The sequence below is a fragment of the Xanthobacter sp. AM11 genome, assembly GCF_047444035.1.
GTDB lineage: Bacteria > Pseudomonadota > Alphaproteobacteria > Rhizobiales > Xanthobacteraceae > Xanthobacter.
This window is the reverse complement of record NZ_JBLAOA010000001.1, coordinates 2,949,947-2,962,683: the sequence shown is the minus strand read 5'-3', so window position 1 is coordinate 2,962,683 and position 12,737 is coordinate 2,949,947. Positions and strand designations below refer to the sequence as shown.

The 12,737-nt window shown below is 70.2% G+C and carries 12 protein-coding genes; 7 read left to right on the top strand and 5 right to left on the bottom strand.

What is annotated here, in order from left to right; all coding sequences use genetic code 11:
• Positions 1-53 precede the first annotated feature (53 nt).
• Positions 54-527, top strand: a complete 474-nt coding sequence (locus ACI7BZ_RS13635; RefSeq protein WP_414117689.1) for a peroxiredoxin — start codon at positions 54-56, stop codon at positions 525-527.
• 16 nt (positions 528-543) lie between these two features.
• On the opposite strand, the gene ACI7BZ_RS13630 is transcribed toward ACI7BZ_RS13635, so the two are convergent.
• The 3 genes from ACI7BZ_RS13630 to ACI7BZ_RS13620 are packed head-to-tail and all read right to left on the bottom strand — an operon-like array spanning position 544 to position 3,391.
• Complete coding sequence (locus tag ACI7BZ_RS13630) at positions 544-1,323, bottom strand: heme ABC transporter ATP-binding protein (protein WP_414117688.1); 780 nt, start codon at positions 1,321-1,323, stop codon at positions 544-546.
• 2 nt (positions 1,324-1,325) lie between these two features.
• The gene (locus ACI7BZ_RS13625; protein ID WP_414117687.1) at positions 1,326-2,423 is read right to left on the bottom strand and encodes a FecCD family ABC transporter permease; all 1,098 of its coding nucleotides are present in this window, start codon (positions 2,421-2,423) and stop codon (positions 1,326-1,328) included.
• Complete coding sequence (locus ACI7BZ_RS13620) at positions 2,420-3,391, bottom strand: heme/hemin ABC transporter substrate-binding protein (RefSeq protein ID WP_414117686.1); 972 nt, start codon at positions 3,389-3,391, stop codon at positions 2,420-2,422. The genes ACI7BZ_RS13625 and ACI7BZ_RS13620 overlap by 4 nt, the downstream gene beginning before the upstream one ends.
• A 421-nt stretch (positions 3,392-3,812) precedes the next feature.
• On the opposite strand from ACI7BZ_RS13620, the gene ACI7BZ_RS13615 reads away from it, so the two are divergent.
• From ACI7BZ_RS13615 to ACI7BZ_RS13590, 6 genes are all read left to right on the top strand, one after another.
• Positions 3,813-5,975, top strand: coding sequence for a TonB-dependent hemoglobin/transferrin/lactoferrin family receptor (locus ACI7BZ_RS13615; protein ID WP_414117685.1), 2,163 nt, complete (start codon positions 3,813-3,815; stop codon positions 5,973-5,975).
• A gap of 53 nt (positions 5,976-6,028) precedes the next feature.
• Positions 6,029-6,364, top strand: a complete 336-nt coding sequence (hmuQ, locus tag ACI7BZ_RS13610) for a heme-degrading protein HmuQ (protein WP_414117684.1) — start codon at positions 6,029-6,031, stop codon at positions 6,362-6,364.
• A gap of 169 nt (positions 6,365-6,533) precedes the next feature.
• Positions 6,534-8,042, top strand: a complete 1,509-nt coding sequence (locus ACI7BZ_RS13605; RefSeq protein WP_414117683.1) for a carboxypeptidase M32 — start codon at positions 6,534-6,536, stop codon at positions 8,040-8,042.
• Positions 8,043-8,151: 109 nt separating this feature from the next.
• Positions 8,152-8,541: a YciI family protein gene (locus ACI7BZ_RS13600; protein WP_414117681.1), complete on the top strand. Its 390-nt coding sequence runs from the start codon at positions 8,152-8,154 to the stop codon at positions 8,539-8,541.
• On the top strand, positions 8,538-9,803 hold the full coding sequence (locus ACI7BZ_RS13595) for an RNA polymerase sigma factor (RefSeq protein ID WP_414117680.1): 1,266 nt from the start codon (positions 8,538-8,540) through the stop codon (positions 9,801-9,803). Before ACI7BZ_RS13600 ends, ACI7BZ_RS13595 begins: the two co-directional genes overlap by 4 nt.
• 137 nt (positions 9,804-9,940) lie before the next feature.
• Complete coding sequence (locus tag ACI7BZ_RS13590; RefSeq protein WP_414117679.1) at positions 9,941-10,378, top strand: VOC family protein; 438 nt, start codon at positions 9,941-9,943, stop codon at positions 10,376-10,378.
• 45 nt (positions 10,379-10,423) lie between these two features.
• Here the strand turns inward: ACI7BZ_RS13590 and ACI7BZ_RS13585 are convergent, their stop codons facing one another.
• A complete protein-coding gene (locus ACI7BZ_RS13585) occupies positions 10,424-12,379 on the bottom strand; it encodes an ABCB family ABC transporter ATP-binding protein/permease (protein WP_414117678.1) in 1,956 nt (651 codons plus the stop codon).
• A gap of 6 nt (positions 12,380-12,385) precedes the next feature.
• The gene (locus tag ACI7BZ_RS13580) at positions 12,386-12,712 is read right to left on the bottom strand and encodes an ArsR/SmtB family transcription factor (protein ID WP_414117677.1); all 327 of its coding nucleotides are present in this window, start codon (positions 12,710-12,712) and stop codon (positions 12,386-12,388) included.
• Positions 12,713-12,737: the final 25 nt, after the last annotated feature.

Below are 12,737 nucleotides of genomic sequence, written 5' to 3'. Positions count from 1 at the left end.
GGCGGCTATCTTGTGAGCCCCGTATGGCGTCGATCGCGTCGAAAGGAAGGCGGATGTCCAAGTTTCCCGAAGCCGGCTCCAAGGCCCCGGCCTTCACCCTCTCCCGCGACGGGGGCGGCAGCGTCTCCCTGGTGGACTTTGCCGGGCGCAAGCTGGTGCTCTATTTCTACCCCAAGGCCGACACCCCCGGCTGCACCAAGGAGGCCATCGCCTTCAACGGGCTGAAGGCGGCCTTTGCCGCCGCCGACACCGACATCCTCGGCGTCTCGGCCGATGCGGTGAAGGCGCAGGACCGCTTCCGCGCCAAATACGACCTCGCCTTCCCCCTCGGCTCCGACCCCGACAAGGCCATGCTGGAGGCCTATGGGGTGTGGGTGGAGAAAAGCATGTACGGGCGCACCTACATGGGCATCGAGCGCGCCACCCTGCTCATCGGCCGCGACGGCACGGTGGCGCGCACCTGGTCCAAGGTGAAGGTGGACGGCCATGCGCAGGAGGTGCTGCAGGCGGCGCAGGCGCTGGGCTGATCCGAGCCGGTCCCGCCTACCCCGCCCGCGGCCGCACATTCTGCGGCAGCACGAACGGCCCCGGCGGGGGAACGCCCACCCGCACCGAAACGCCGAAGGCGTCTTCCAGCACCGCATCGGTGATCACCGCATCCACCGGCCCCGCCGCGCGGATGCGGCCGGCGGCCAGAACCACCACCTCGTCGGCCACCATGGCGGCGAGGTTGAGGTCGTGCAGCACCGCCACCACGCCGCCGCCGGCATCCGCATGGGCGCGGGCGAGGCGCAGCACCACCAGTTGGTGGGCCAGGTCCAGGCTGGCGGTGGGCTCGTCCAGCAGCAGATAGGCGGGGGCATCGGCGCGCCCCAGCTCCAGCTGGGCGAGGATGCGGGCCAGTTGCACCCTTTGCCGCTCGCCGCCGGACAGGCTGTCGTAGCGCCGCTCGGCGAAGCCGGGCAGGTCCACCTGCGTCAGCAGCCGGGCGATTCGCGCGCCGTCGCGCCCGCCCGGCCCCATGAGGCCGGCGGCGATCACCTCGCCGGCGGTGAAGGGAAAGGCCACCTCCGCCGCCTGCGGCAGCACCGCGCGGCGCCGGGCGAGATCCAGGGGCCGCATGCGGGCGATGGGCACCCCATCGAGGGTGACGCGGCCCGCGGCCAGCCGCGCCTCCCCCGAAAGGGCCTTCAGAAGGGTGGATTTGCCCGCCCCGTTCGGCCCCGCCAGCACGGTGACGCGGCCCGGCCGCACCACCAGATCGGCGGCCTCCACCAAAAGGCGGGCGCCGGCCGCAACACTCACCCCTTCAGCCTGATACATGCTCAACCCACGAACGCGCGCCGCCGCAGCAGCAGCCAGAGGAAGAAGGGCGCCCCCACCAGCGCCGTGACGACGCCCAGGGGCAGCTCGGCCGGCGCGGCGATCATCCGCGCCAGGATGTCCGCGCCCAGAAGCACCGCCACCCCGAGCAGAGCGCAGGCCGGCAGCAGCGCGCGGTGGGACGGGCCGATGACGAGCCGCGCCAGATGCGGCACCACCAGGCCGACGAAGCCCACCACCCCCGCCGCCGCCACCGAGGCCCCCACCCCGGCCGCCACCGCCACCACCGCAAGGCGCTTCAGCCGCTCCACCGGGACGCCGGCATGGAAGGCCTCAGCCTCCCCCAGCGCCAAGGCGTCGAGGCCGCGGGCGAGGCCGAAGGAGGCGGCCACCAGCCCCAGCACGAAGGGCGCCGCCAGCGCCGCCTTCAGCCAGGTGGCGCCGCCGAGGCTGCCGAGGGTCCAGAACAGGAATTCCCGGGTCTGCTGCTCGGAGGCGAGAAACACCATCACCCCGGTTCCGGCGCTGGCCAGCGCGCCCAGGGCGAGGCCTGCGAACAGCAGGGTCGCCACCGAGGTGCGCCCGTCCCGCTCGGCGAGGCGGGCGATGACGAGGGTGGTGGCGAGCCCGCCGGCGAAGGCGGCGAGGGGCAGGCCCAGCGCCTGCAGCGGCGCCGGCAGCACGGCGGCAAGGGGCGCCCCGAACACCACGAAGGCCACCGCGGCCAGCGCCGCGCCGGGCGAGACGCCCACCAGGCCGGGGTCGGCCAGCGCATTGCGGAACACGCCCTGCATCACCGCGCCGGCCACCGCCGTGCCGGCGCCCGCCAGCGCCCCCACCACGGCGCGGGGGAAGCGCACGTCGAGCACGACGATTCGCTCGCGCAGGGGAATGCCGGCGAAGGACGCGCCGCTGGCCCAATCCCACACAATCGCCACCACCCGCCCGGGCGCGATGGTGAAGGGGCCGATGGCCAGGGCCCCGAGGAAGGCCAGAACGGCCAGGATGGCGAACAGCACAAGCCCGGCCGCCACCGGGCGGGCGGGGCGATGGGCCCGGGCGCAGGCCGCCGCGGCGGGAGATGCGGGCGCGCCCGTCACTGGTCCCGCTCCGCGCTCCAGGGCCGGGCGGCAAGCTCCGGCAGTTGCGCACCGGGGCGCAGGGCGGCCGCAAGGTCGCGGGCGGCACGCGGCGCGCGCGGGCCGAAGCCCAGCAGATAGGACCCCGGCAGCGCCACCAGCCGGCGATCGCGGGCCGCGGGCGTGCCCATGAAGGCCGGCAGCGCGAACACCGTATCGGCGGTGAGCACCTGCCCGCCGCCCAGCATCACCACCACCGCATCGGGCTCGGCAGACATGGCGGCCTCGTCGAGGGCGAGCTTGTAGCCCTTGAGGGACGGCAAGGCATTCTCCACCCCGGCCAAGGCGAAGATGGCGTCGGCGCTGGTTTCGGCCCCGCCCACCATGGCGGCCCCGCCCGATGCGGAGAGCACGAAGACGGCGCGCGGCCGGTCCGGCAGGGTTGCCACCATCCGGCGCAGGGCGGCGAAATCCTCCGCCACCTCGGCGGCGAGCGCCCGGCCTTTCTCCTCCTCCCCCACGGCGGCGGCCACGGCGGCGATCTTGCGGAGCACGCCCGCTTCGCTGTGCGCCTCGGGAATGATCACCACCGGCACCGAGGCCCGCTCCAGCACATCCAGCGTGGAGCGCGGCCCGGCCCCCTCCACCGCCAGGATCAGGCTCGGCCCCACCGAAAGCACGCCTTCCGGCGAGAGGGTGCGGGAATAGCCCACGTCCGGCCTGGCGCGGGCCGCGGCGGGGTAGCGGCTGGTCTGGTCCACCGCCACCACCCGGTCGCCGAGGCCCAGAGCGAACAGGATCTCGGTGACGGCGGCGCCGATGGAAACGATGCGCGAGGTGTCGGTGACGGCAACGGCGCGCCCGTGCGCGTCCACCACCTGCGCCGCGCGCGCGGGCACCGGCGCCAAGGCGGCTACAAAGGCGGCCACGAGCGCGGGTGCCGGGATCGGCGCAAGGGCGAGGAAGAGGCGGCGCACAAGGCCGGCCATCCCCCCCGGCGCCCGCCGCCGCCCGGCCATGCTGCGTCGCAAGACAGAAAAGGCTTCCACCAGCCACGCCACCATCAAGACAATATTCGAATTGGAACATTTATAGACTGGCATCACGTCGCTTCGACTCGCTTGCGGATTCATCAGTTTTGAATCCATAAAACTTTAATCTTGTTGATTGTGGCACATATTGGCCACGGGTCGAGATGTTATTTAACACCACCATCACATGGCATGCAAAATTCTTGACGACATTGCGGCACCACGGTAGCTGAAGGTGAGCAGGCGGGTTGCCTGCAGCGCGCCAGATCCCTGCGGGCAACGCCCGGTGCAGCGGATGCTAGCCAGCCCGATCCTCCAGGAGACGATCATGGCGCGCAGGACGCCCCGTGCGGGTGCGATGGTATTTCATTCCGGCCGGATGAGCCGGCTCCTTCTCTCCGGCGTCGCCGCCTCGGCGCTGCTGCTGGCGGGCGGAACCGGGGCGCGCGCCCAGAGCGCGGCGCCGGCCGCGGCCGCCGCAGGCCCCGACGACATCTCGCTCGACACCATTACCGTGGCCGCCACCCTCACCGAGGAACGGGCCATCGACACGCTGGCCGCCGTGAGCGTGGTGCGTGCCGACGACCTGCAGCAGCTCTCCCCGGACCGGGTGCAGGACGTGTTCTTCGGCATGCCCGGCACCACGGTGATCCAGAACGGTAATTCCCCGCAGGCCTCGATCAACATCCGCGGCCTGCAGGACTTCGGCCGCGTGGCCGTGTTCGTGGACGGGGCGCGGCAGAACTTCACCCAGCTCGGCCACGGCTCCGGCGCCGGCTCCTTCTTCCTGGAGCCCGGCCTGCTTTCCGACGTGGACGTGGTGCGCGGCCCGGTCTCCAACATCTACGGCTCCGGCGCCATCGGCGGCGTGGTGGCCTTCCGCACCAAGGATGCGGCCGACATCATCAAGCCCGGCCAGGCCTGGGGCGTGGAGGGCACCGGCGAATTCGGCTCCAACGGCCCCATGGGCTACGGCTCCCTGTTCGGCGCCGCGCGGGTGGGGCAGAATGTGGACCTGTTCTTCGGCGGCACCTACCGGGCGCAGGCCGATTATGACGACGGCAACGGCGACCTCGTGCCCGGCTCCGGCTACGACACCTGGACCGGCATCGCCAAGGCCACCTTCCGCCCGGCCGACTTCCACGAGGTGAAGATTACCGGCATCAACTACAATGCCGATTACACCACCTACAATGCCGCGCTGGTGAACGGCGAGGTTCCCGCCTCTTCCACCCAGTATGGCTCCACCGTGCTGAACCAGACGGTGACCGCCAGCTACAATTATTCCAACCCCGACGACATGTGGTTCGACTGGCGCTCCAGCGTCTACTGGAACCGGGTGAAGCAGGACCAGGTGAAGGTGGCGGGAACGCCCAGCTCCATCACCGGCTCCATCGGCGACCCGCGCACCTTCACCATCGACACCGTGGGGTTCGACGCCAACAATACCTCGCGCTTCCTGCTGGGGAGCGTGAAGAATGCCGTGACCATCGGCGGCGACTATTTCCACGACACGGTGGACAACATCGACCAATACGGTTTCGGCGAGGGCTACAACCCCAATGGCGAGCGCGGGGTGGGCGGCGCCTTCGTGCAGTGGAAGGCCAATTACTCCACCTGGCTCGAAGCCATCGGCGCGGTGCGCTACGACACCTACAATCTGGAAGGCGACGGCGTTTCCACCGACGGCCAGCGCTTCTCCCCCAAGATCACCCTGGGCGTGACGCCGTGGCAGTGGGTTACCGTCTACGGCACCTATGCGGAAGGCTACCGCGCTCCCGCCATCACCGAGACCCTGGTCTCCGGCGCCCACCCGCCGAACATTCCCCTCGTCTTCTGCCCGGACGGCAGCTACGGCGTGTTCTGCTTCGTGCCCAACCCCAACCTGCGCCCGGAGGTGGGCAAGAATGCCGAAGTGGGTGTCAACCTGCGCTTCGATGACATTCTCGTGAAGGGGGACAAGTTCCGCGCCAAGGCGAACCTCTACCAGAACAATGTAGACGATTTCATCGAGCTGGTCGGCTACAACATGACCATGTACGGCACCTATGCCGACTACCAGTATCAGAACATCGCGAAGGCCCGCCTCGAAGGCTTTGAATTCGAGAGCAACTACGACGCAGGCGCCTGGTTTGCTGGGTTTAACGCCACCGTCTCCAATGGCGAAGATGTTGATAATGGCGAACCGCTCGCCAACGTGATGCCCAACACCGTCGCCGCCACCCTGGGCGTGCGCACGCTGGAGAACAAGCTCACACTTTCCGTGCGCTGGCAATGGGTTGCGGCGAAGACGCTGGAGGACCTGCCAAGCGATTCCCCCTATGGCGCGACACCGAGCTTCAATCTGGTGAACGCCTATCTGGGCTACCAGCCCAGCGAGAACGTGCTGGCCTCCCTGTCCATTGAGAACCTGCTGAACGAGCAGTACACTCAATACCAGCAGTTCCTTCCCAGCGCCGGCATCACGGTCAAGGGCGGGCTCAAGATCCGGTTCGGGGCCGACGTGATCGCCGCGGCGACGCCGGCACCCATCTTCAAGTAGCCACGCCGTCCGGGCGCAGCCAGATCTGCCAAATTGCCATTGGAGTTGGAAAAATGTTCATCGCTACCAACAGGTTCAAGGTGAAGCTCGGGTCCGAGGCGGAGTTCGAGCGGGTCTGGCGCGAGCGCGACACCTACATCGCCGCCGTCCCCGGCTTCGTCGCCTTCGACCTGTGCCGCGGCGCGCAGAAGGACGACCACACCCTCTACATCTCCCACACCGTGTGGGGGTCGAAGGCCGATTTCGAGGCCTGGACCAAGTCGGAAGCCTTCCGCCTCGCCCACCGCGACGCCGGGCAAAACTCCAGCCGCGTCAACTACATCGGCGGGCCGGAATTCGAGGGGTTCGAATCCGTCCTGTCCCTCACCCCCGGCGAGAAGGCCGCCTGAGGCGCCCTCTGCCGGTCCTTGCCCCGCGGACCTCCTCCACCCGGCCGGCCCTGTCCGCGCCGGGTTCTTTTTGCCCGCAACCCGCCGCCCTTTCCTCCGGCGCGCGGCCGCTCTACCGTCGCATCCAGGTTCCGCGACGCGCCCGCCGGGCGCCCAGGATTTGAGCGTCATGACTGCATATTCCGATCTTTCCGCCCATTTCGCCCGCGCCGCCGCGCTCTCCAACGCCGTCGGCATCCTCCAGTGGGACAGCGACACCATGATGCCGCGGGGGGCCGCCGGCACCCGGGCGGAAAGCCTTGCCCTGCTGCGGGTCCTCAGCCATTCCATGGTCACCGACCCGCGCATCGCCGACTGGCTGCCGGCCGCCCGCGCGGAGGAGCTCGGCCCCTGGGAGCGCGCCAATCTGCGCGAGATCGACCGGCTCTACACCGTGCAGACCGCCTTGCCCGCCGATCTGGTGGAGGCCTCCAGCAAGGCCGTGTCCCGGTGCGAGCTGGCCTGGCGCAAGGCGCGGGAGGAGGCGGACTTTCCCGCCCTGCTGCCGGACCTGCAGGAGGTGCTGCGCCTGCAGCGCGAGATCGCCGCGGCCAAGGGCGCCAAGCTCGGCCTTTCCCCCTATGACGCGCTGCTGAACGATTACGAGCCCGGCGGCCGCGCCGCCCGCATCGACGCCCTGTTCGACGATCTCGCCGGCTTCCTGCCTGCCTTCACCGAGGAGGTGCTGGAGGTGCAGGCGCGCCGGCCGCCCACCCCGCCCCTTGCCGGCCCGTTCGCAGTGGAGGCGCAGCGGGCGCTGGGGGTGGAGATGATGCGGGTGGTGGGCTTCGATTTCGAGCGCGGGCGGCTCGATGTCTCGGCCCATCCCTTCTGCGGCGGGGCCGACAACGACGTGCGCATCACCACGCGCTATGACGCGGCCGATTTCTCCCGCGCCCTCATGGGGGTGCTGCACGAAACCGGGCACGCCCTCTACGAGCAGGGCCGGCCGCAGGATTATTTCGTCCAGCCCGTGGGACAGGCGCGCTCCATGAGCGTGCACGAGAGCCAGTCCCTGCTGATGGAGATGCAGGCCTGCCGCAGCCGCGAGTTCCTCACCTTCGCCGCCCCGCACATGCGCGCCGCCTTCGGCACCTCCGGCCCGGCCTGGGAGCCGGAGGCCCTGTGGCGGCTCTATACCCGCGTGGAGCGCGGCTTCATCCGCGTGGATGCGGACGAGGTGACCTATCCCGCCCACGTCATCCTGCGCTACCGGCTGGAAAAGGCCCTCATCGGCGATGAAATGCCCCTGTCCGAGCTGCCCGGCGCCTGGGCCGAGGGCATGAAGGCGCTGCTCGGCGTGGTGCCGCCGGACGATCGGCTCGGCTGCCTGCAGGATATCCACTGGCCCAGCGGCGGATGGGGCTATTTCCCCACCTATACGCTGGGCGCCATGACCGCCGCCCAGCTGTTCGACGCCGCCTGCACGGCGGACGGCGATATCCTGCCCGGCATTGCGCGGGGCGAGTTCGGCCCCCTCCTCGGCTGGCTGCGCGCCAATGTGCACAGCCAGGGCAGCCTTCTGGAGACCGACGCGCTGCTCACAAGGGCCACGGGCCGGCCCCTCGACGCCGCGGTGTTCAAGGCCCACCTGCGCCGGCGCTATGGCGGCGAGATGGAGCTGGCCGGCGCGGCGTGACGCGCGGCGAAACTGGCTTCGCCCGCGGCCGATGAAGGGTGTTTTGCCCTTTCCTGTCGGCCGCGGGCATACTCCCGCGTCCTTGGGGCAGAGATAGGGAGCGCCGCCCATGATGTATGCCATCCTCTGTTACCATGAAGAAGATGTGGTCTGCGCCTGGAGCAAGGCGGAGGATGACGCCGTCATGGCCCGGCTGGCGGTGGTGCACGAAGGCCTGGTGAAGGCGGGAAAGCTGGGCGCGTCGGTTCGCCTGCTGCCCACCACCGCGGCCACCACCTTGCGCAAGTCGCAGGAGCCGCCCCTCGTCATCGACGGGCCGTTCGCCGAGACCAAGGAGCAGTTGCTCGGCTTCTACCTCATGGACGCCGAAGACCTCGACGACGTGCTCGCCGCCGCCCGCGAACTGGCCGCGGCCAATCCCGGCGGGTGCTACGAGATCCGGCCGGTGGGCATGTTCTTTCCCGACCAGCGCAGCGGCCGGGAGAGGACCGGCGCGTGACGGCGCCCCTGCTCTGCGATCCCGCCTGGATCAACGGCGCCCTCACCGCCGCCCGGCCGCAGGCGGTGGCGGCCCTGCTGCGCTATTTCCGCGACCTGGACACGGCGGAGGAAGCCTTCCAGGAAGCCTGCCTGCGGGCATTGAAGACCTGGCCCGCCAACGGCCCGCCGCGCGACCCCGCCGCCTGGCTCATCCTGGTGGGCCGCAATGCCGCCCTCGACGGCGCCCGCAAGCAGGCCCGCCATGATCCCCTGCCCCCGGACGAGCACCTCTCCGACCTCGACGACGCGGAGGCCTGCCTCGCCGAGCGGCTGGACAATTCCCATTACCGGGACGACGTGCTGCGCCTCCTGTTCATCTGCTGCCACCCGGAACTGCCGGCGACCCAGCAGATCGCCCTGGCCCTGCGCATCGTCTCCGGCCTGTCGGTGAAGCAGATCGCCCGCGCCTTCCTGGTGGGCGAGGCCGCCATGGAGCAGCGCATCACGCGGGCCAAGGCCCGCATCGCCCGGGCCGACACGCCCTTCGAGCCGCCTGGCGCGGTGGAACGGGCGGAGCGCCTGGGCACGGTGGCGGCCATGGTCTACCTCGTCTTCAACGAGGGCTATTCCGCCGGGGTGGACGCCGGGCGGGCGGTCCTGTGCGAGGACGCCATCCGCTTGGCCCGCCTGCTGCTGCGCCTGTTTCCCGCCGAGCCGGAAATCATGGGCCTCACCGCCCTGATGCTGCTCCAGCACGCCCGCGCCGCCGCCCGCCACGACGCCGACGGCCGCGTGGTGCTGCTGGAGGCGCAGGACCGGACGAAATGGGATCGCGAACGCATCGCCGAGGGCCTCGCCCTCATGGACAAGGCCATGCGCCACCGCCGCCCGGGCTCCTACCAGGTGCAGGCGGCCATCGCCGCCCTGCACGCCCGCGCCGCGCGGCCGGAAGACACGGACTGGCCCCAGATCGAAGCCCTGTACGCAACGCTGGAGCTGATCCAGCCCTCCCCCGTGGTCACCCTCAACCGGGCGGTGGCGGTCAGCAAGGTGCACGGGGCGGGCGCGGCACTGGACATGATCGAGCCGCTGGCCCCGCAGCTCTCCGGCTATTTCCACTATTTCGGCGCCCGCGGCGCCTTCCTGTTCCAGCTCGGCCGGCGCGAGGAGGCGAAGGAGGCCTACGACCGCGCCATCGCCCTCGCCCACACGGCGGCGGAGGCCGACCACATCCGCACCCATCTGGACCGGCTGATGGCCGAGGCGCCGACCGGAAAATAATGCGGCCCCCTGTCGGCCCCGCCGCGGCCGGCACGTCCTCGCAGGGGACCGCAGGCGAAGCCGCCGGGTTTGCGGGTGCAAAAGCGGTCCCCGCGCCATTGTTCCGCGCCGCAGGGGCGCACCATAAGGAGGAAGCCATGGCCGACGCAGCCGAGATGACGAACCCCTTCACCCGGCCGGAGACGCTGCCGGAGGTGAAGGGCGGCCTCACCCCCTATCTGACCGTGGACGGCGCCATGAAGGCGGCCGATTTCTACGTGCGCGCGTTCGGTGCGCAGATTGCCGCCGCATTGCCCACGGATGAAAAGGGCCGCTCCTGCCACGTGCATCTATACGTGAACGGCAGCTCGCTGATGCTGTCGGACCATTTTCCCGAATATTGCCCGGAGCCCGCCGCCGCCCCCGCCGGCTTCAACCTCACCCTCCAGGTGGGCGACATCGACGCCGCCGTGGCGCGGGCGGAAGCGGCCGGCGCCACGGTAACCATGCCCATCGCGGAAATGTTCTGGGGCGCCCGCTATGCGCAGGTGCGCGACCCGTTCGGGGTGGTCTGGGCCTTCAACCAGCCGCTCTGAGCCCGGCGCAAGCTGCACCCGGCCCCCCGCCCGGGGCGGCCGGGCTCAGCCCACCGCGGCGGCGCGCTCGCCCTCGATGGCTTCCTCGTCTGACCGCGCGCGGGCGGGAGCAAGGTCGTCCAGCGACTGCGCCCGGGCGAGGACGGCGGCCGCGTCCTCGGCTTCCCGCTGGCGGTTCCACAAGGCGGCGTAGAGGCCGCCGCGGGCCAGGAGTTCCGCGTGACAGCCGCGCTCGGCCACGCGGCCGTCCGCCAGCACCAGGATTTCGTCCGCCGCCACCACCGTGGACAGGCGATGGGCGATGACCAGGGTGGTGCGCCCCTCCGACACGCGGTCGAGAGCGTCCTGGATCTCCTTCTCCGTGTGGCTGTCGAGGGCCGAGGTGGCCTCGTCCAGCACCAGGATGGGCGGTCCCTTCAGGATGGTGCGGGCGATGGCGACGCGCTGCTTCTCGCCGCCCGAGAGCTTGAGGCCGCGCTCGCCCACCTCGGTCCTGTAGCCCTTCGGGGTGGCGCGGATGAAGCCGTCGATCTGGGCGAGGCGGGCCGCCTCCTCCACCTCGGCGTCGCCGGCGCCGGGGCGGCCATAACGGATGTTGTAGGCGATGGTATCGTTGAACAGCACCGTGTCCTGCGGCACCATGCCGATCGCGGCGCGCAGGCTCTCCTGCGTCACCTGGCGGATGTCCTGCCCGTCGATGGTGATGCGGCCGGAGGAGATGTCGTAGAAGCGGAACAAAAGGCGCGAGAGGGTGGACTTGCCCGCCCCCGACGGGCCGACGATGGCCACGGTGCGGCCCGCCGGCACCTCGAAGGTGACGCCTTTCAGGATCTCCCGCCCGGCCTCGTAGGAGAAGCGCACGTTCTCGAACCGCACCGTGCCGCCGGACACCACCAGGTCCGGCGCGCCGGGCGCGTCGGTCACTTCCGGCTGGCGCGAGAGCACGGCGAACATGGCCTCGATGTCGAGGATGGCCTGCTTGATCTCTCGATAGATGAAGCCGAGGAAATTCAACGGGATGTAGAACTGGATCATCATGGCGTTGACCATGACGAAGGAGCCCACCGTCTGCCGGCCGGCGCGGATGTCCAGCACGCACATCACCATCACCGCCGCAAGGCCGATGGAGAAGATGAGGGCCTGGCCCGCATTCAGCCATGCCAGCGAGGTGAAGGTGTTCACGGTCGCCGATTCATAGCGCGCCATGGAGCGGTCGTAGCGGGCGGTTTCCCACCGCTCGGCGCCGAAATACTTGACCGTTTCGTAATTGAGCAGGCTGTCCACCGCCTTGGTGTTGGCGTCGGTGTCGCTGTCGTTCATCTCCTTGCGGATGGAGAGGCGCCACTCGCTCGCATGATAGGTGAAGAGCGAATAGAGCAGCACCGTCAGCGCCACCACCGCCGCATAGCGCCAGTCGAAGGCGAAGAAGAGCACGGCCATGACCATGACCAGCTCCACCAGCGTGGGCGCGAGCTGGAGCGCCAGCATGCGGACGATGGTCTCGATGCCGGTGCGGGCCCGTTCCAGCACGCGGGTGAGGCCGCCGGTCTTGCGCTCCAGGTGGAAGCGCAGGGACAGGGCGTGCATGTGCTGGAAGGTTTCCAGCGCCAGCTTGCGCACCGCATTGAGCGCCACCTTGGCGAAGATGCCGTCGCGCAGCTGCGTGACCCCCGCCATGACGATGCGCCCGACGCCATAGGCCAGGGTGAGCGCCACCGGCGCGCCGATCACCAGCGCCCAGAAGCCGGCGTCCACCGCCGGCCCGCCCGCCGCCACCTCGGCGGTGAGGGCGTCGGTCGCCCATTTGAACAGGAAGGGCACGGCCATGGTGGCGCCCTTGGAGGCGAACAGCAGCACGAAGGTGATGACCACCCGCGCCCGCAGGTCGCTGCGGTCGCTGGGCCACAGATAGGGCCACAGGCCCCGGATGGTGCCGAGCAGCGAATCGGTAGAGACGGCAGGAGGGCGCGGACGCGCGGCAATGGGGAGAGGTTCGGGCATGATGGCCTAGGTGTCGTCGCGCGGTTCGCAGCAGCCGGGCTGCGCAAGCAGCGTCGAGAAAAGCATGTCGATCTCGGCCTTCAGCGACGTCACCGCGTCCCGGTCGAGACAATAGCTGGAACGGGGCCCTTCCGTGCGGGCGCGGATCAGCCCGGCCTCGAGCAGGACCTTCAGATGTTGCGAGACGGTGGATTGCGCAAGGGGCAGCGCCCGCACGATCTCCCCGCACACGCAGCGGTCCTGTCCGGCCAGGGTCTCCAGCACGGTGAGGCGCACCGGATGGGCAAGGGCCCGCAGCCGCTCCGACAGATCGGTGGAACCCGGCGCCGGCACGGCAGCTTTCGCATCAGGGGAGAGG